Here is a 17,006-nt window from a genome sequence, read left to right as displayed (position 1 = left end):
TTCCTTTCAAATCAGGCTGCTACACCTTCTCTGTTAGGGTATTCCATCGTTTTTAGTATAGCACAGCCCCGACATTCTGGCAAGGATTACAGTTTTTCTTTTTTTCTGTTTTCTGCTGTCAGAGCACAAAAAACCGGGCGTTTAAAGCCCGGCTTGTGCGTGTCATAATTTATTTAGAGATATTATTAAGAATTTCCAGCACTTCATCGACCGTGGGCATAAGCGGGGTTGTCTGGGTACAGGTATCGACCAGTGCATTCTCAGCTAACTGTCGTTTTCCGGACTCAAATTCATTCCGGTCCATCCCCCAGGCAATCAGAGAGGTTGGCATCGCCATTTTCTCCATAATATCCCGGATATAGGCGATAAGCTTATCCACAGCGATTCGGGCCGTATCTGTAAACAACGCGATCCCCGTAACCTTTGCCAGTTGGGCATAACGGCTTAGGCATTGCTCATCACGGCTGTTAAAGGCAACGACATGCGGCAGCAAAATTGCATTGGCCAGCCCATGTGGAATATGAAACATACCGCCCAGATTATGGGCAATACCGTGGTTAATACCGAGTCCAGCCTTGTTAAATGCCATACCAGCCATGGTTGAAGCTACCTGCATCTGTTCACGGTGATAGGTATTATCTGGATCATTGTACGTGATTAACAACGACTGTGTGATGATCTGAACTGATTTTTCCGCAAAGCAATCCGAGAAATTATCTCTTCCCTGGGCAACGTAGGCCTCCAGCGCATGTGTCATTACATCGATACCTGTATTGGCTACGATTGGTTTGGGCACGCTTCTTGTGAAATCCGGGTTTAAAAGCGCCACAGCCGGCAGCATCATTGGGTCTGCAAAAAGATGCTTTACTTTTGCCTGTAAATCGGTAATAACCGTGGCGGCTGTCGCGTCAGAACCGGTGCCGCTCGTGGTTGGGATTGCAATAAATTCAAAAACCTTGCCTGTTTGCCTGGCAGTAAAGAACAGGATGGCTTTTGCCGCATCAATGGCCGATCCGCCGCCAAACGCCACAATTACATCAAAGCTGCTGGCCATGAGCCGTTTCATACCAGCCGCGACCTCTTCGAGCGGTGGATCTGGCACAACATCGGTAAACAATTCAACTTTATTTGAATCATCTATCTCTTTCAAAATCTTAATTATCGACTGATTTTCTGCCAGAAATTTGTCACAGACAATGAAAATCCCTTGTTTTTTGTATTGGTTAAAATATTCAAGGCAGTCAACACCACTGATGACCTTTGTGTTTAGTTCAAAAACTTCCATGTTAGCCTCCTGGTATTTATTCATTAACGTAAAGCTTCCAGATAGAATATTGGTCTATTTTAACCTTTCACCTCATCTTTTAGAAGGAAAAATCCCGTCAACATCATATAAAATTTCATCATTAAAAAAGGACCAAGGCCTGAGCCCTGGTCCAGTTCGTTCTTACAGAATCATCGAAGGCGTATGATCCTTCTCTTCCGGTTTGTTCAGCAAAACGTCAAATTTCAAATCGCATTCCGGCAAATCAACACCAAGGGCTTCTTTCAGCACATCCTCTATGGTGTCAACAAAGACGAAAGTTAATTCATTTCGCACTTCTTCAGGAATATCCTCGATATCTTTTTGATTTTCTTTTGGCAGCAGCACTTTTTCAATACCGCTTCGATGGGCCGCAATAACCTTTTCCTTAATTCCACCAACTGGCAGCACCTGACCGCTCAGGGTAATTTCACCAGTCATGGACAGCTTGCTGTCTACTGGCTTCCCAAGCACCAGAGATGCCAGGGCGGTTGTTAATGTTACGCCGGCACTCGGTCCATCCTTTGGTGTCGCGCCTGAAGGCACGTGGATATGTGTGTCATAGGAAAAATAGTTGAACCCAGTGTCTTCGCCGCCAAGACGGGAGCGGATCAGGCTCATGGCAATGGTCGCACTTTCCTTCATAACATCACCCAGCTGTCCCGTTAAGGTCAATTTGCCGTTCCCTGGCATAATAGTGGCTTCGGTAAAAAGGATTTCGCCGCCAACAGCTGTCCATGCCATACCGGTTACGACCCCTGGTTTATTGTTTTCACCAGCCTTTTCGTGCCGTCTTGTTTTATTGCCAAGAACTTCTCGTAAATTGTCTTTTGTGACTGCCAGCTCCTCGCAGGTTCCGGAAACAATCCGTTCCGTTGCCACACGGGCAATTTTTGCCAGTTGCTTGGTCAGTCCTCGGACGCCCGCTTCTGCGGTATAGTCTTCAATGATCTGGAGCAGCGCTTCATCGCTGATAGTCAGCTGACTTGCGCTAAGACCATGGTCGTCTAATACTTTCGGAATCAGATGATCCTTGGCAATGTGCAGTTTTTCACGGTTTGTATAGCTTGAAAGCTCGATGATTTCAGCTCTGTCTAAAAGCGGTGCCGGAATGGTGCTTAAATCATTAGCGGTCGCAATGAAGAAGACGTCTGATAAATCATAAGGAACCTCCAGATAGTGGTCCGCAAAGGTGTTGTTCTGTTCTGGATCTAAAACTTCCAAAAGTGCCGCTGATGGGTCACCCTGATTTGAAATTCCCAGCTTATCAATTTCGTCAAGGATGAAAACCGGATTCATGGTCCCGGCGTCGTTGATTCCCTTAATAACGCGGCCCGGCAGCGCGCCAACATAGGTTCGGCGATGGCCGCGGATTTCGGATTCATCCCGGACGCCGCCAAGGCTGACACGTACATATTCACGGTCCAACGCTTCGGCAATGCTCTTGCCGAGGCTTGTCTTGCCTGTTCCCGGAGGTCCCGCTAACAGGAGAATAGAACCCTGTTTATCTTCCTTCAGCTTCATAACTGCTAAATGCTCGATTATACGTTTTTTTACATCGTCGATACCATAATGGTGCGAATCAAGCACTTTTCTGGCTTTATCAATATCAATTTCCTTAATTTCGCTGTGCCATGGCAGTTCCAGCAGCAGATCCAGATAATTCTGGATGACGTTGATCTCAGCACTTCCCTGGGCAGCAGCCTCCAGCTTTTTAAGCTCTTTCATGGCCACTTTCCGGACTTTTTCAGGCATATCGGACTCTTCAATGCGTTTTCTGTAGTCCGCATCTTCTTCCTCTTCAATATCCATCTCACCCAGCTCTGCCCGAATATTTTTCAGCTGCTCTCTAAGCATGGCTTCACGATAAGCTTTATCCTTTTGTTTAGAGTATTTTTTGCTGATCTCCAGCTGGAGATGAACAGAATCTTTTTCACGGATAACATAATCAATAAACTTAAGCGCCCGCTCTTTTTCTGAATCAATCTCCAAAAGCTCCTGTTTGCTGGAAATCGGAATTCCCATCATAGGAACCGTATAGCCGATTACCTCTTCAATCGAATGAAATCCCTCAAGCAGCTTGACAAAATAATCTGCTCCTTTGAAATTACGGCCGATGTCTCCCATGATCCCCTTGATATATTCAATCATTTCCGTCTGTTCGGTTTCATCCAGATCGTGAATATCCTCAAGCTCATAGTAATCGCCTACGAGGCCCTCACCGTCATTGACGATATTGCTGATACGAACCCTTCCCAACGTATTAATATCAATAATATAGCCGTTGTCTGCCCGCTGAATGTTGTCAAAATTCATAAGCACTCCAACGGAATAAAAAGATTCTCCCGTCAGAAGGTCGTATGCATGATAATCTTTTGTCGTTACACCGACAGCTAACGTGTCATTCCGAACGATCAATTTTTTTATATTCTGGCCAATCACCTCATTTACAAAAATACGGCTTGCTACACCAGGATAGATAACCGTCTCAGTAATGGGAATGATTGCTGTATGCTTCATTTCTAAATTCATAAATGTCCTCCTCAGTTTTATTTAAAACCATCATCTCAATTTAGTTTATTCAACAGGTTGATAAGCGTATTAATTTCCGACTCATCCAGACAAGCTTCAATCCGTTCAATCAGACGAAGCTGCGTCATTTCCTCTGCCCGAGCAATGCGTTTTCCTTTAGGTGTCAGGTGGATATAGCACACCCTTCTATCTTTATCCGATTTTTCTTTGTAAACACAATCCCAGGAAATAAACTTATTGATCACTTCTGTTATGGTTGGCTTGGAATTTGATGTAAAATCAGCCAGTTTACTAAAGGTCATATCATTATTTTCATCAATGATCCGTAAATAATAAACCTGCTTACGGGTCAATGCTTTCGCCTGACACTCGTGGCTGATGGTCTCACTACACTGGCTTCCTACTTCTAAAAGCTTCATGTATGCTTGATAGAGCTCATGTCTTTTACATGTCATTTTGTCCACCTTTTACCAAGATTAATTAGTTAGCATTAACCTAACTTTACAGACATAATTATAGCCCTATCCCGACGAGGTGTCAAGACAGGGCTTCTGTACCTAAAGTTTTAATTAAGTTAATCCATAACCGTTACGGTTTCAAAAAAGCGGTCAAAATGCGCGACTTGATAATCTGCCAGCCGGTAGTCAACCTGCCCGTCCGGCGCACTAAGATACGCCGTACATTTCATCCCGGCCCGTTTTGCTGCAAGAATACCGCTGCCCGAGTCCTCAATGACCATACATTTTTCTGGCTCAACGTTCAATAGTTCTGCAGCACGTAAAAAAATATCCGGCGCTGGCTTCCCGATAGCAACATGATCGCCTGATACCCTCACGTCAAACACCTGCTCCAAACCAAATAGCTCCAGCACACGGTTAATCGCGGGAACTGTCGAGGAAGATGCGATCGCCAGACGATATCCTTTATCCTTCAGGGTCTTCAGGAAAACATCCACGCCTTCCATCATGGTTTTCTGCTGTTCATCACTGAACAAAAAATCCAGATAAAGCTTGTTTTCGTATTCTGCAAGCTCCTCCGCGCTCTGCGCAAAACCAAACCGTTCCTTCAGCTCCCGCCACCAGTCAACGGTTACTCTGCCCATGCTTTTTACCGCGTCCTCTTCAGACATGTCCAAGCCCATTTCGGCATACATGTCCAGTTCAATTTGTTGATAATCTGTCTCAGAATCAATAATAACTCCGTCCATATCAAAAATGACTGCCTCGATCATTTCATCTCCTTAAAAACAACTTTATTATCTTTATACTTAAATCAGAAAACGGATTTCTGACAGCTGGCCACTTTCAGAAAAGCGAAAAGCCTGCTCAATCGTATTGTCGAGTGTTTCTTTATCAATAGCTAAAATACGAAATGTATTGCGTACCAGATACTCTACAACCTTATGTGCGTCAAAAGGAAGCTCCCGGTCATAATAATCCATGTATATTTCTTTTTGCGCGCCATAATTTGTAATAGCATAAGCATCCAGATCATCTTTTTCATAAGATTTATTGAAAAAATCAAGACATGATCGATTAAATGTTTTAATTAAATAAAGACGTTCTTTACGGCTGGCGTTTTTTTCCAATATCTCATAATAAAACCGCGCATTTTTTGAATCCTTAAGAATATCGTCAAAAAAGCATATCAACGTAAAACAATACTTTGTAAATAAGGTTGCTTCCTGTCCTAATGTCTCGCTAATAGAATTATAAAGGCCCATAAAATATGTATTGTAAATCTCGCCGACTAAATCTGTCTTTTTTTTGAAATAGTAAGTCATTGTGCCAAGCTTAACACCGGCCTCTTCAGCAATATCCTGGATCCCTGTATTGGTATAACCGCGTTCATAAAACAGCTTTTTTGCAGTATTCATTATATTCTCTCGGGTCTTTTTCCCTTTAGTTGTTAATTTTTCGGCCATACTTCACCCTGCTTTCTTTAATTACTAATGGAATATCATTTCCAATACAGTAATTGTACCATTTGATTCTCGCGATAACAACAACTAATCTTAGCAAAAGCTTGTCTTTTGAACCTTTTTTAAGTTCTTTTCTGACGATCACTTAATTCATATTTAAATGTATAAATCCTATAGAGTTACAGTCTTTGATAAAGGAAGCAATAGTTTATACGAAGAAATTTCATTTAGTAATAAAATAAAAATAATTTTTTTATGTTTTATACTTGACAGCTCTTTTTCTTTGTTGTATACTTATTTCATAAGTTAGTTTAACTTAACTTAAGCAGCTAAACTGAACAACAACACACTCTCTCTGATTAATGCAGCCAATCAGATGAAGATTATCGAAGCACAGCGATAATCACTCACCGTAACATGCGAGATGTATTCCTATTAAGACAAATCCTTTTAACAATCAACTTCGTTCAAATACCAATGAATTGTTTAATCCACTTTCGAAAGCTGCTAAGACTAACTTATTAATTTCTTCAAAAGTGTTTCGGGAAATGATACTCCTTCTTTCGGGGTCTGCCAAGGGCAGGCAGGCCCCTTTCCCAACACATCCAACAAACCTCTCTTGAATTAATGAATGCTAGCATTCATTGTTCATTTAACAGCCTGCAGGCTATTCTGACAGGCTTTTTTTATTTAAAGCTTATAGAAGCTTAATTCGCAGTAATCATCTCCCTGACCTTTGTAACTCGGTCTGCTAAATTCAACCTTATCCTCCATTCCCTGAAAAATATTTTTTTCAAATTCACAGAACAAAGGCGCCAGTATAATGCAATTATTCTCTTTTAGGACATCAAAAAACAGGCAGGCCTTAATATCAAAGCTCAGCTTACGGCGTGTGTTTTCAATCAAATCAATATCCCATTTTTTATCAGAAAAATAATGAGTGTACTCTGTTGTCACTTTTTTTCGATAGTTTGCAAAGAAAAACGGGGTAGATGATAACCTCTCTAATTCCCCGGCAAGTAAGTCCACGTACACCTTCATAAGTGTTTTCAATATTTCTTCAGTCTGCTGCCATGATATCTTTATTTCAAGCAATGCGTGGTATAGCGCGATGGTACGCAATACAATCTCCCGCATTTGTGGCAGCTCAGCCTTTTCACTTTCCGGTAATTCTTCTAACAGTAAAGCATCATAGCCCAGCTTAAAAGTGCTGTAAACCTGGCCGCCTCTTTCTGTTCCAAGCATTTCCAACAACAATGTTCTGCATTTCTTAAATAGCATTTGTTTATTGATTGCTGCTCTCATATTATGTCCTTTCAAAATAAATGATAAAAGGCCGGAGTCTACCGGCCTGTAAAATTAAAACTGTGCAAATCCTTTCCCGAAATCAACACACTCTTCCTCTCCGTCACTATCCGGCGTTTCCTGAATCGTCAAGCCTTCGTCGTAAAGCACTGCACCGGCCTCACGGACACGGTCTTCCCAATCTCTCATCCATTCGCCATCTCCCCAGCCATAAGAGCCAAATAAAGCTACTTTTTTATCCCTCAAGCTTCCTTCAATATCAGTAAAAAACGGATCAAAGTCGCCTTCTTCAAGCACCTCTGCCCCCATAGACGGACATCCAAAGACAATATGATCATAATCAGCAATTTTATCTTTACTAAAATCTGTTACAAAAAATGTCTCTGCGGTTTTTCCGCCCTTTTCAATTCCGTCCGCAATGCGATTCGCCATCAACTCAGTATTTCCTGTACCGCTCCAATAAACAACTGCAATTTTATCCATTATTTTTCTCCTTTAATCATTTTTCAACCAGTCTGAAACAATTGTCTGATTGACGTTCCGCGATTAATGTAGCTGCAAACTACATCACGGCATTTGGTATATTTTTCAAAAAGCTTTAATTTGTTCTCAACGTCTGAATATACCTTCCAACAACCACACGCCTGGCAATTTTTTCCTTTATTGAGAATAAATCCCTCAACATCTTCTATGGGATATCCTAAAAAAACGCCAATTTCATGTGGAAAATCTCCCGCTGCACTTACATTTCTTTTAAGATTGTCCAGCAGTTCATTAAAGCTCATCTTCTCTTGATAACCATATTTATTTAAAAATTCTATCACTTTTGGGTCTTTAAGACTTTTCATAAGCCTTTTCTTTTGATAAACCAGGATCAATATACGCCGTTCTGTTTCCCATAACGGTTCAAGATATAAGTCTTTATAATTCATAAAAGCATTATATTCTGACAGTAAAACCGAAATATCTGCAAACTGCTTCTTGGCACAGCAAATAAGGTTTGCTTCTTTTATTCCCATTAGGGTTGGGGCACAATGAAAGCCCAGTAATTTATCAAAATCATTTAGCATTTGTCTTATTTCCCCTTTTACATGTTCAGTAGTTTCATGTTAACTTCGAAGTAATTGTTAGAGCTAGCTAACTAACTGGAAACATCTTAGCATGTGCTTTTTATTCTGTCAATACCCTTCCCGTAAATAAGAATCATTATAAATTAATTAATACTGCTCCATTTTCCTAAATAAAATTGAATCAATCGCCAAATTTTTCTTGACAATATTATCACAAAAGGTTAAACTTTAAGCAAGATATGAGATTCGACTAACACTCTTATGAACATCTAACTGAATTAGGAGGTATGAATGATGCCGTTAAGCATGGCCCGTATGGGAGAACCCGTTAGAATAATGAAAATCAATGGTAAAGAAGAAACAAAACGTTTCTTGAATAGCTTGGGATTTGTTATTGGTGATAATGTCACTGTTGTTTCACAATTAGGCGGCAACATGATCATCAATGTTAAAGATACACGCGTTGCTATCGATAAATCTATGGCCAACCGTATAATGATCAACGAATAAGGAGATATGAATATGAAAACTTTAAAAGCCACTCCATGTGGTCAGACAGTAAAGGTTGTTAAAATTGAAAACAAAGGACCAATCAAGCGCCGTATTATGGATATGGGCATTACAAAAGGCGTGGATATTTTTGTCCGAAAAGTTGCTCCCTTAGGCGATCCTATTGAAGTAACCGTACGCGGCTATGAGCTTTCCCTCAGAAAGGCGGATGCTGAAAGCATTATTGTTGAGTAGTTTTATTTTTTTGCGCAACTGTTAGCCTATTCTAATTATGTGCAGATCGTAAAACAAAAATAGAAAGAACTAATTAAAGGAGTATTGATAGTGAAAAATATTTTAGAGAATGACAAGTTAACTTTTTTTATTGGTGGCATTGCCGCCGCTACTTTGGGGGTGAAGGCATTAAAGAGTAAGTGCGCCCATAAGTTTTTTGTAAACACATTAGCTTCTGGCATGAAATTACAGGATGATGCCAAAGTGATGTACGAAAATATTAAAGAAGATGCTGTTGACCTCTGTTATGAAGCAAAGCTTGAGTCAAAAAAAGCTGAATCTGCTGGAGAATAAGAGGTATCCAAACTATGAAATACACCATCGTTCACGATCTGCCCGGACGCATTCGTCTGCGTTGCGGACGTAATGCTTTTTCCCCTGATGAAGGCTACAGTATAACTTCTGTTTTGATGGCGCAAACCATAGTTACCGACGCAAAGGCTTCCAGTGTTAACGGAAGCCTTTTAATTTTTTATGTCGATGACTCTCGCTCCCTGCTTCTAGATTTTATTGACGCTCTGGTGCCGGCAAAGCTTCCTGTCATACCTCAATCCGAAAGAGACACCACCACTGAAGTTGACGCGGATTTTCAATATGCGCTTGCATTTAAGATTGTACGCCGCTTTCTTTTTCGAGGGTTTCTTCCTTCTCCCGTGCGCCATGCGATCACTTTGTTACGCGCTGTCCCCTATGTCTTACGCGGTATAAAAAGTTTGCTTAATTTCCATGTTAATGTTGATGTTTTAGACGCGTCTTCCATTGGGGTTTCTTTAATGCAGGGAGATTATGGAACCGCCAGCTCTATTATGTTTCTTCTTTCGCTCTCAGATTTACTGGAAGACTATACCAGAAAAAAAACCAAGCTGGCTTTGGCAGGCAGTTTGTCTGTCAATGTTGATACTGTGTGGAAACAAGACCACTCAGGTGAATTTATCAGCACACCAATCGGCCAGCTCGAAGAAAACGATATTATTATCGTTCGTACCAGCGGTACTATCCCCGTAGATGGCAGCATCTGTAAAGGTGAAGCCTATATTAATGAGGCCTGCATGACCGGCGAATCCCAATCCGTCTTAAAAAAAGAAGATGATTCTGTTTATGCCGGAACTGTCATTGAAGACGGCAGCATTGTTATAAAGGTTCGTGCCATTGGAAATGGAACCCGTATGAACAAAATTATTGAGCTCATTGACCAGTCAGAAAGCCTGAAGGCTGATGTCCAAAGTCGTGCTGAAAAATTAGCAGATTCGATTGTACCCTTTAGTTTTTTAGCCTCTGGTTTGGCGTTTTTGTTCACCAGAAACGCAACAAAAGCCGCCTCTGTCCTGCTGGTTGATTACTCCTGCGCCATTAAGCTTGCGACCCCGATCTCTGTTATCTCTGCCATGCATGAAGCGGCTAACCATAAAATCGTCATAAAAGGCGGAAAATTCCTTGAGTCCTATGCTCAGGCCGACACCATTGTTTTTGACAAAACAGGTACACTTACGGTTGCTTCCCCCAGTGTTGGTGAAGTCATTCCCTTTCCACCATACGACAGGACCGAAGTTCTGCGAACTTCTGCATGTCTTGAAGAACATTTTCCCCACAGTGTTGCCCACGCCATTGTTCGTAAAGCAGAGGAGGAAAATTTAAAGCACCGCGAAGAACATGCTGAAGTAGAGTATATTGTCGCACATGGGATACGTTCAAAGCTTCACAATAAAAAAGCGCTGATTGGCAGCTACCATTTCATTGTGGAAGATGAAGGGATCCCTGTAACACCTGAACAAAAGTCCATTATCCTGGAAAAATGGCATGGCAAATCGACGATTTTTCTGGCTCTGGGTGACGCATTGGCCGGTATGATTTGTATTGATGATCCACTCCGGCCCGAAGCTGCTGAGACAATACAGGCACTCCGTAAATCAGGCATAGATAAAATTATTATGCTTACTGGCGACAGTGACGAAGCCGCCCGGGATGTCTCAGCCCAGCTTGGCATTACTGAGTATCAGGCTCAAATATTACCGGAAGATAAAGCCTCGGTCATCAAAGGTTTAAAGGAAGATGGTCACAAGGTTATCATGGTAGGAGATGGTATTAACGACTCACCAGCTTTGGCGGCCGCAAATGTCTCTGTTTCCATGAAAGATTCTTCGGACATTGCCCGTGAGGTTGCAGATATCACTTTACTCAGCACAGATCTCAGAGAGCTGATTACTCTGCGGCGCCTTAGCCAGTCTCTACTGGAACGTATTCAGAAAAATTTTTATATTATTATTGGATTTAACAGCCTTCTGCTGGCGGGCGGACTGGTCGGATTTATTCCACCGGCTACCTCTGCTTTTTTACACAATTTTTCTACAATGTTTATCAGTGCGGCCAGTATGCGGCCCTGTTTAAAGGCGCCTGTGTGATTGATTATCTGAAAGGAATTTTATGAAAACACTGTACCTTATTATTGGTTTTTTATTTTTTGGTCTTGGGGCTATCGGCGTTATATTGCCGGTGCTCCCAACCACCCCTTTTCTTCTTGTCGCAAGCTATTGCTTCGCACGTGGCAGTAAGCGGTTTAATGATTGGTTTCTAAGCACCCGCATTTATCAAAAGCATTTGGACAGCTTTGTTAAGGAACGCTCCATGACTTTAAAAACTAAGATTTCTCTTTTATCCTTTGCGTCTGCGATGCTGATTCTTGCATTTTGTCTGGTAGATGTTATTTATGCGCGCATTCTTATCATTGCGGTAATAATCTTTAAATATTACTATTTTATTTTCAGGATTAAAACGATCCGGGAGGTCCAGAATGATTGATAAACGCCTGACACAAATGATGGGCAAGGCTAACCGGTATATTTTCTTAAATGTTTTTTTTAACTGGGTTTGCCTTTTGGCAAATATGACAATTATTTTTACTATCGCCTGGTTACTACAGAACATTTTAACGGGTGGTATTGAAAGCATTGAGATATCCGGCTCTCTGATAATCATTTTCATCGCTCTGATTGTGCGTTTTGCCGCTACTCTCATGGCATCAAAAATGTCCTATGCGGCCTCCTCTGGTGTCAAAAAAACACTGCGTGAAAAAATATATAAAAAACTGCTACGCCTGGGCATAAGCTACAACGAAAGAATCTCGACGGCTGAGGTGGTCCAGGTTTCCGTAGAAGGCGTTGAACAATTAGATATTTATTTTGGTAAATATCTTCCCCAGCTGTTTTATAGTCTTCTTGCCCCCATAACGCTTTTTGCTGTTTTGTCTTTTATTAATCTGAAAACAGCGCTGATTCTTCTGATTTGTGTACCGCTTATCCCTGTTTCAATCGTGGCTGTACAGAAAATTGCCAAAAGACTTCTTTCAAAATATTGGAGTACCTATACAGAATTGGGTGACAGCTTTCTGGAAAATCTTCAGGGATTAACAACCCTTAAAATTTACGAAGCCGACCAGTATAAAAATGAAGAAATGAATGCTCAATCTGAAAAATTCCGAAAAATCACCATGAAGGTTCTCACCATGCAGTTAAACTCCGTAACCGTCATGGACATTATTGCATATGGCGGCGCTGCCATTGGTATTATTTTAGCGATCACAGAATTTATGAAAGGAAATATCTCTTTTGGCGGTACCTTTGCGTTGATTATGCTTTCTGCAGAGTTTTTTATTCCACTGCGCCTGCTGGGTTCTTTTTTCCACATCGCAATGAACGGAATGGCCGCATCGGATAAAATTTTCCGATTGCTTAACCTTGAAGAACCTGCTCAAGCTGACGGCATCGTTGATCCCCAAAATGCGGATATTCATCTGCGTCATATCGCGTTTTCTTACGACGCCGAACGCCCTGTCCTGGAAGACGTCTCTTTGAGCATTCCAAAGGGGAAATTTATATCCATTGTCGGAGAATCTGGTAGTGGCAAAAGTACCATTGCTTCGCTGATTATGGGCGCTCATCAGAGTTACAGCGGGGATATCTGCATTGGACAGCAAAATCTAAAATCCCTGTCTGAAGCCAGCATTATGGAAAACATCACCCTCATTAGCCATAACAGTATGATCTTCAAGGGAAGCGTTCGGGATAATCTTTTGATCGCTCAGCCAACCGCCAGTGATGAAGTGCTGTATAATACGCTTAAACGCGTTTGCCTTTATGATTTTCTTATGGAGCAGCAGGGGCTGGATACCTGTATACTGGAGAACGGCTCAAACCTCTCCGGCGGACAAAGTCAGCGGCTCGCCCTTGCCAGAGCGCTGCTCCACAACTCCGAAATCTATATTTTCGATGAGGCAACTTCCAATATAGACGCGGAAAGCGAGGAACAAATCATGTCCGTTATCGAAGCTCTGGCCCATACCAAAACCGTTATACTGATTTCCCACCGGCTGGCCAATGTGCGTTCAGCTGATCAGATTTATGTTTTATATAAAGGACGTATCATCGCGTCTGGAACACACCCTGAACTTCTGGAAAACAGCAGCTATTATGCTGATCTCTGCTTTACTCAGACATCCCTTGAAAACTATGGAAAGGAGAAACCCGTTTATGCGCAGAAATCCCATCTCAATCATGGCACGGCTTATCGGGCTGGTTAAACCATTAATTCACATCATGCTGCTTACCATTCTTATGGGAATCGCAGGCTATTTATGCGCGATCTTTATTACCATTTTGGGTGGTTATGGCATTCTCTCTGTTTTAGATATTATAAAATTCGATTTGGGGCTGCTTTTTATCATCATCCTGATTCTGGGACTTATGCGCGGCATCCTTCATTACATTGAGCAGGCCAGCGGCCACTATATTGCCTTTAAGCTTCTTGCTATTATCCGTGACAAGGTCTTTAAAGCCATACGCAAGCTCTCCCCTGCAAAGCTGGAAGGACGCGATAAAGGCAATTTGATCGCAGTTATTACCGGTGACATCGAGCTTCTTGAGGTATTTTATGCGCACACTATTGCTCCGATTGCCATTGCCATAATCACCTCCTTAATTATGGTCATCTTTATTGGGCACTTCCACCCTTTGCTTGGCCTCATCGCGGCCATTGCTTACCTTTGCGTCGGGTTCGTCATTCCCGCGGCCGCCTCTCACCTGGGCTCAGAAAAAGGAAGAAGCTATCGCAGACTTTTTGGTGCGCTTAATACTTATTTTCTGGACAGCCTGCGCGGTTTAAAAGAATGTATCCAGTACCATTCCGGACCTTCACGCCTAACTGAAATCACACGTCAGTCCGATGAGCTCGATATTCAGCAAAAAGCGCTGAAAAGCCAGGAGGGTTTGTCTGCCGCTGTCACCAATACAGCTATTTTGTTTTTTGATCTTGCAATGCTCTTTACGTCTATTCTATTAATGCGCCAGGGGCTTCTTGGCTTTGAGGGCGTATTAATTCCGGTTATTGCTTTGTTTAGCTCCTTTGGTCCAACCGCAGCGCTCAGCAGTCTTTCAAACAATCTGCTTCAAACCTTTGCCGCCGGGGAACGGGTGCTGGATATTCTGGATGAGAGCCCGGTTGTCCGGGTCGTAGAAAACGGCGCAGACATCACGTTTGACGGAGGGGCATGTAAAGACCTGTCCTTTTCCTACGACGCCGAAACAATCCTTGACAAGATTACCATGGATTTTCCAGACTCCAAAGTTATCGGCATTCATGGAAAGAGCGGTTCAGGGAAGTCTACCTTACTTAAACTGCTCATGCGCTTCTGGGACCGCCAGTCTGGCAGTCTCCAGTTGTCTGGTCATGATATCCGCGAAGTCAATACACATAGTCTGCGTGAAAATGAAAGCTATGTCACTCAAAGCACTTACCTCTTTAATGATACCATTGGAGCAAATATCCGTATTGCACGTTTAAACGCCAGTGATAAAGAAGTCGCCGAAGCCGCCAAAAAAGCCTCTATTCATGACTTTATTTCCCAGCTTCCAAAAGGCTACGATACGCCGGTAGGCGAACTTGGTGAGTCCCTGTCAGGGGGAGAGCGCCAGCGTATTGGGCTGGCCCGTGCCTTTTTGCACCAGGCGCCCTTTATCCTGCTGGATGAGCCGACCAGTAATCTGGACAGCCTGAATGAAGGGATTATTTTGAAATCCATCCGGGAGCATGCCGCTGATCATACGGTTGTACTGGTTTCTCACAGGCGTTCCACCATGGGTATCACTGATCTTGATTATTCGATAGAAAATGGGAGGCTCTCCTGATGGCATGTGTAAAATCTGAACAGCGTATTGTTGAAGAAATGATCCGCCTCTATTGCTCAAAAAAACACCATCACAAAGCACTGTGTCCTGACTGCCAGGCACTTCTCGATTACGCGCTGGGCCGCCTGGAACGATGTCCTTTTCAGGATTCAAAGTCATTTTGCAGTCATTGTCCGGTTCACTGCTACAAACCAGCGATGCGAAAGCGGGTACAGGAGGTTATGCGCTTTTCAGGACCCAGAATGCTTCTTCATCATCCTGTTTTAGTGGTCAAACATATGATTGAAAGTAACCGCAGATGACAAACTGCCCTCTTTGAGGTAAAATAATCTCAAAGGAGGCTGACATGAAACATTTTTACCTGCTCATTAACGATCAAAACATACAAAACTGGACCCTCGTCAATCAGGTGTCGATTATAAAGGCTGGGAAAACAAATTGGTATTTTCCGGATATTCTTTACCGTCATCCCTTTGACGAGGGCTCTTTATGTCTTACGATCAATGACTCCTTAAGCGCAGAGCTTGCCTCTGCCCTGGAAACAGCTTTTAAAAAGCTTCCGCCCCACCGTATTGTATTATTGAGAATTAACAGCAATCCTGAATGGCAAAAGGCCTTTTCTCACTGGAAAGCCACTCTTGAAAGCAATAATCATCCATTCTTTACCCCGGAGGAATCGCTGATGATGGAAAAAACAAAAGCGGCGCTCCGCTTGACTGAATCACAGAAAATTGTTTTTACAAAAGCCTGCATCTCCCAAAAGCTTAGAAGTGAAAATCGCCTTTTAAATTCACTGCTGCCCTATACGGAGCTTAAAGTTGCTGCTAAAAAAGAAAGGAGCGCTGTTTTTAATGCCTTGCTCAAAACGCTCTGGGCTTAAACCCTTTTCCCATGTTTATCTTGAGAAAAGAGTGGCCTGTCATCCAAATACTCAAGCTATCTTAAGTAAGCTCAATTATGACAGTCTTATTTATATTGATAACTATTCCCAGATCTTCAACCGGCATCATCAGGACTTCGTCGCTCAGAAGCGTTCCCCCAATCTTATTCTGGCTCAAAAGAAACAGGATTTCTATTATAAAGGCTCACCCTACTGTGAAAACTTTGGGCACACACGTTTTTACTATACGGTCATTATCATGAACTGTCTCTATGATTGCAGCTATTGTTATTTGAAAAGTATTTACCCTTCAGGACACATGGTTGTTTTCGTCAATAACGAGGATTTTATTGCCTCCGTGGAGCAGGATTTATTGACAGGCAGTGAACCGCTTTATCTGGCCATATCCTACGATAGTGATTTAATGGCTCTTGATCCGCTGACCAATTTTCTGAGTCCATGGCTGGCCTTGGCTAAAAGGTACCCTCAGCTTACTATTGAGGTAAAAACAAAGGCTGGGCGGTTTCCCATCGCAGATCCCCCTCAAAATGTTATTTTCGCCTGGTCGCTGCTTCCTGACTCCGTAATACGCCGATACGAGCGCCATACGCCTTCCCTGACAACGCGGTTAAAAGCTGCTTCTCAGGCGCTTGACGCCGGGGCCACCGTTCGATTTTCCATCGAACCGGTAATGCCCATTTACAATAGCACAAACATCTATCACGACTTTATCTGCTTTTTAAATAAGCAATTAGATTTAAACCGCTTGCTGGATATTAATGTCGGCGGATTTCGGATCAGTGGTAAACAGTTTAAATCTTTTTATAAAAAAGATCCCACCTGCCCGGTTTTCGCCTGGCCCTTGACAGAAAATGCCTATGGTATCGGCTATAGTGATAACGAACCGTTGATCGAGCAAATAACAAATGATTTGAAAAGCTTTGTAAAATCTGAAAAAATCATTGTATACCAAGCCGCCCCTTGACAAAGAGAACTATAAACTATAATATTTAATTTAATGACTATTAATAGAAGG

The 17,006-nt window shown here is 42.4% G+C and carries 18 protein-coding genes; 10 read left to right on the top strand and 8 right to left on the bottom strand.

Features of this window, described 5'->3' with window-relative positions:
- Positions 1-169: 169 nt before the first annotated feature.
- The 8 genes from I2B62_RS08455 to I2B62_RS08420 form a co-directional block, all read right to left on the bottom strand.
- Complete coding sequence (locus I2B62_RS08455) at positions 170-1,285, bottom strand: 1-propanol dehydrogenase PduQ (protein ID WP_195268536.1); 1,116 nt, start codon at positions 1,283-1,285, stop codon at positions 170-172.
- A gap of 162 nt (positions 1,286-1,447) precedes the next feature.
- Positions 1,448-3,835, bottom strand: a complete 2,388-nt coding sequence (gene lon / locus I2B62_RS08450; protein WP_195268535.1) for an endopeptidase La — start codon at positions 3,833-3,835, stop codon at positions 1,448-1,450.
- A gap of 35 nt (positions 3,836-3,870) precedes the next feature.
- Positions 3,871-4,290 carry a MarR family winged helix-turn-helix transcriptional regulator gene (locus tag I2B62_RS08445; RefSeq protein ID WP_195268534.1) on the bottom strand — a complete coding sequence of 140 codons (420 nt, stop codon included), beginning with the start codon at positions 4,288-4,290 and terminating at the stop codon, positions 3,871-3,873.
- Between the two features lie 119 nt (positions 4,291-4,409).
- Positions 4,410-5,066, bottom strand: a complete 657-nt coding sequence (locus I2B62_RS08440) for an HAD family phosphatase (RefSeq protein WP_195268533.1) — start codon at positions 5,064-5,066, stop codon at positions 4,410-4,412.
- 36 nt (positions 5,067-5,102) lie between these two features.
- Positions 5,103-5,759: a helix-turn-helix domain-containing protein gene (locus tag I2B62_RS08435; RefSeq protein WP_195268532.1), complete on the bottom strand. Its 657-nt coding sequence runs from the start codon at positions 5,757-5,759 to the stop codon at positions 5,103-5,105.
- Between the two features lie 687 nt (positions 5,760-6,446).
- Positions 6,447-7,061, bottom strand: a complete 615-nt coding sequence (locus I2B62_RS08430; protein WP_195268531.1) for an L-2-amino-thiazoline-4-carboxylic acid hydrolase — start codon at positions 7,059-7,061, stop codon at positions 6,447-6,449.
- Positions 7,062-7,115: 54 nt separating this feature from the next.
- A complete protein-coding gene (locus tag I2B62_RS08425; protein ID WP_195268530.1) occupies positions 7,116-7,544 on the bottom strand; it encodes a flavodoxin in 429 nt (142 codons plus the stop codon).
- A 23-nt stretch (positions 7,545-7,567) separates the two neighbouring features.
- On the bottom strand, positions 7,568-8,131 hold the full coding sequence (locus I2B62_RS08420; RefSeq protein ID WP_195268529.1) for a DUF3793 family protein: 564 nt from the start codon (positions 8,129-8,131) through the stop codon (positions 7,568-7,570).
- Positions 8,132-8,425: 294 nt separating this feature from the next.
- Here I2B62_RS08420 and I2B62_RS08415 point away from each other — a divergent pair, with 294 nt between their 5' ends.
- From I2B62_RS08415 to I2B62_RS08370, 10 genes are all read left to right on the top strand, one after another.
- Positions 8,426-8,641 (top strand): FeoA family protein, encoded by a 216-nt coding sequence (locus I2B62_RS08415; RefSeq protein WP_347707809.1) that lies wholly within the window; start codon positions 8,426-8,428, stop codon positions 8,639-8,641.
- 12 nt (positions 8,642-8,653) lie between these two features.
- Positions 8,654-8,875, top strand: coding sequence for a ferrous iron transport protein A (locus I2B62_RS08410; RefSeq protein WP_013381057.1), 222 nt, complete (start codon positions 8,654-8,656; stop codon positions 8,873-8,875).
- Between the two features lie 90 nt (positions 8,876-8,965).
- Positions 8,966-9,208, top strand: coding sequence for a DUF6110 family protein (locus tag I2B62_RS08405; RefSeq protein WP_195268527.1), 243 nt, complete (start codon positions 8,966-8,968; stop codon positions 9,206-9,208).
- Between the two features lie 14 nt (positions 9,209-9,222).
- Positions 9,223-11,313, top strand: a complete 2,091-nt coding sequence (locus tag I2B62_RS08400) for a heavy metal translocating P-type ATPase (protein ID WP_195268526.1) — start codon at positions 9,223-9,225, stop codon at positions 11,311-11,313.
- Positions 11,314-11,335: 22 nt separating this feature from the next.
- Positions 11,336-11,710: a YbaN family protein gene (locus tag I2B62_RS08395; protein WP_195268525.1), complete on the top strand. Its 375-nt coding sequence runs from the start codon at positions 11,336-11,338 to the stop codon at positions 11,708-11,710.
- Entirely contained in the window at positions 11,703-13,487 is a 1,785-nt protein-coding gene (locus tag I2B62_RS08390; protein ID WP_195268524.1) for an ABC transporter ATP-binding protein/permease, read from the top strand. The genes I2B62_RS08395 and I2B62_RS08390 overlap by 8 nt, the downstream gene beginning before the upstream one ends.
- Positions 13,438-15,090, top strand: coding sequence for an ABC transporter ATP-binding protein (locus I2B62_RS08385; RefSeq protein ID WP_195268523.1), 1,653 nt, complete (start codon positions 13,438-13,440; stop codon positions 15,088-15,090). The genes I2B62_RS08390 and I2B62_RS08385 overlap by 50 nt, the downstream gene beginning before the upstream one ends.
- Complete coding sequence (locus tag I2B62_RS08380; RefSeq protein WP_195268522.1) at positions 15,090-15,392, top strand: nitrous oxide-stimulated promoter family protein; 303 nt, start codon at positions 15,090-15,092, stop codon at positions 15,390-15,392. The genes I2B62_RS08385 and I2B62_RS08380 overlap by 1 nt, the downstream gene beginning before the upstream one ends.
- A 44-nt stretch (positions 15,393-15,436) precedes the next feature.
- Positions 15,437-15,970, top strand: a complete 534-nt coding sequence (locus I2B62_RS08375) for a hypothetical protein (protein ID WP_195268521.1) — start codon at positions 15,437-15,439, stop codon at positions 15,968-15,970.
- On the top strand, positions 15,909-16,955 hold the full coding sequence (locus tag I2B62_RS08370; RefSeq protein WP_195268520.1) for a spore photoproduct lyase family protein: 1,047 nt from the start codon (positions 15,909-15,911) through the stop codon (positions 16,953-16,955). Before I2B62_RS08375 ends, I2B62_RS08370 begins: the two co-directional genes overlap by 62 nt.
- Positions 16,956-17,006 lie beyond the last annotated feature (51 nt).

Origin of the sequence: Eubacterium sp. 1001713B170207_170306_E7, from assembly GCF_015547515.1 — a bacterium.
Lineage (GTDB): Bacteria > Bacillota > Clostridia > Eubacteriales > Eubacteriaceae > Eubacterium.
This window is presented reverse-complemented; position numbering and strand designations above follow the sequence as displayed.

Coding starts and splice junctions, on each gene's coding strand:
- I2B62_RS08455 (WP_195268536.1), bottom strand. CDS start 1,285: ATGGAAGTTTTTGAACTAAACACAAAGGTCATCAGTGGTGTTGACTGC.
- lon (WP_195268535.1), bottom strand. CDS start 3,835: ATGAATTTAGAAATGAAGCATACAGCAATCATTCCCATTACTGAGACG.
- I2B62_RS08445 (WP_195268534.1), bottom strand. CDS start 4,290: ATGACATGTAAAAGACATGAGCTCTATCAAGCATACATGAAGCTTTTA.
- I2B62_RS08440 (WP_195268533.1), bottom strand. CDS start 5,066: ATGATCGAGGCAGTCATTTTTGATATGGACGGAGTTATTATTGATTCT.
- I2B62_RS08435 (WP_195268532.1), bottom strand. CDS start 5,759: ATGGCCGAAAAATTAACAACTAAAGGGAAAAAGACCCGAGAGAATATA.
- I2B62_RS08430 (WP_195268531.1), bottom strand. CDS start 7,061: ATGAGAGCAGCAATCAATAAACAAATGCTATTTAAGAAATGCAGAACA.
- I2B62_RS08425 (WP_195268530.1), bottom strand. CDS start 7,544: ATGGATAAAATTGCAGTTGTTTATTGGAGCGGTACAGGAAATACTGAG.
- I2B62_RS08420 (WP_195268529.1), bottom strand. CDS start 8,131: ATGCTAAATGATTTTGATAAATTACTGGGCTTTCATTGTGCCCCAACC.
- I2B62_RS08415 (WP_347707809.1), top strand. CDS start 8,426: ATGCCGTTAAGCATGGCCCGTATGGGAGAACCCGTTAGAATAATGAAA.
- I2B62_RS08410 (WP_013381057.1), top strand. CDS start 8,654: ATGAAAACTTTAAAAGCCACTCCATGTGGTCAGACAGTAAAGGTTGTT.
- I2B62_RS08400 (WP_195268526.1), top strand. CDS start 9,223: ATGAAATACACCATCGTTCACGATCTGCCCGGACGCATTCGTCTGCGT.
- I2B62_RS08395 (WP_195268525.1), top strand. CDS start 11,336: ATGAAAACACTGTACCTTATTATTGGTTTTTTATTTTTTGGTCTTGGG.
- I2B62_RS08390 (WP_195268524.1), top strand. CDS start 11,703: ATGATTGATAAACGCCTGACACAAATGATGGGCAAGGCTAACCGGTAT.
- I2B62_RS08385 (WP_195268523.1), top strand. CDS start 13,438: ATGCGCAGAAATCCCATCTCAATCATGGCACGGCTTATCGGGCTGGTT.
- I2B62_RS08380 (WP_195268522.1), top strand. CDS start 15,090: ATGGCATGTGTAAAATCTGAACAGCGTATTGTTGAAGAAATGATCCGC.
- I2B62_RS08375 (WP_195268521.1), top strand. CDS start 15,437: ATGAAACATTTTTACCTGCTCATTAACGATCAAAACATACAAAACTGG.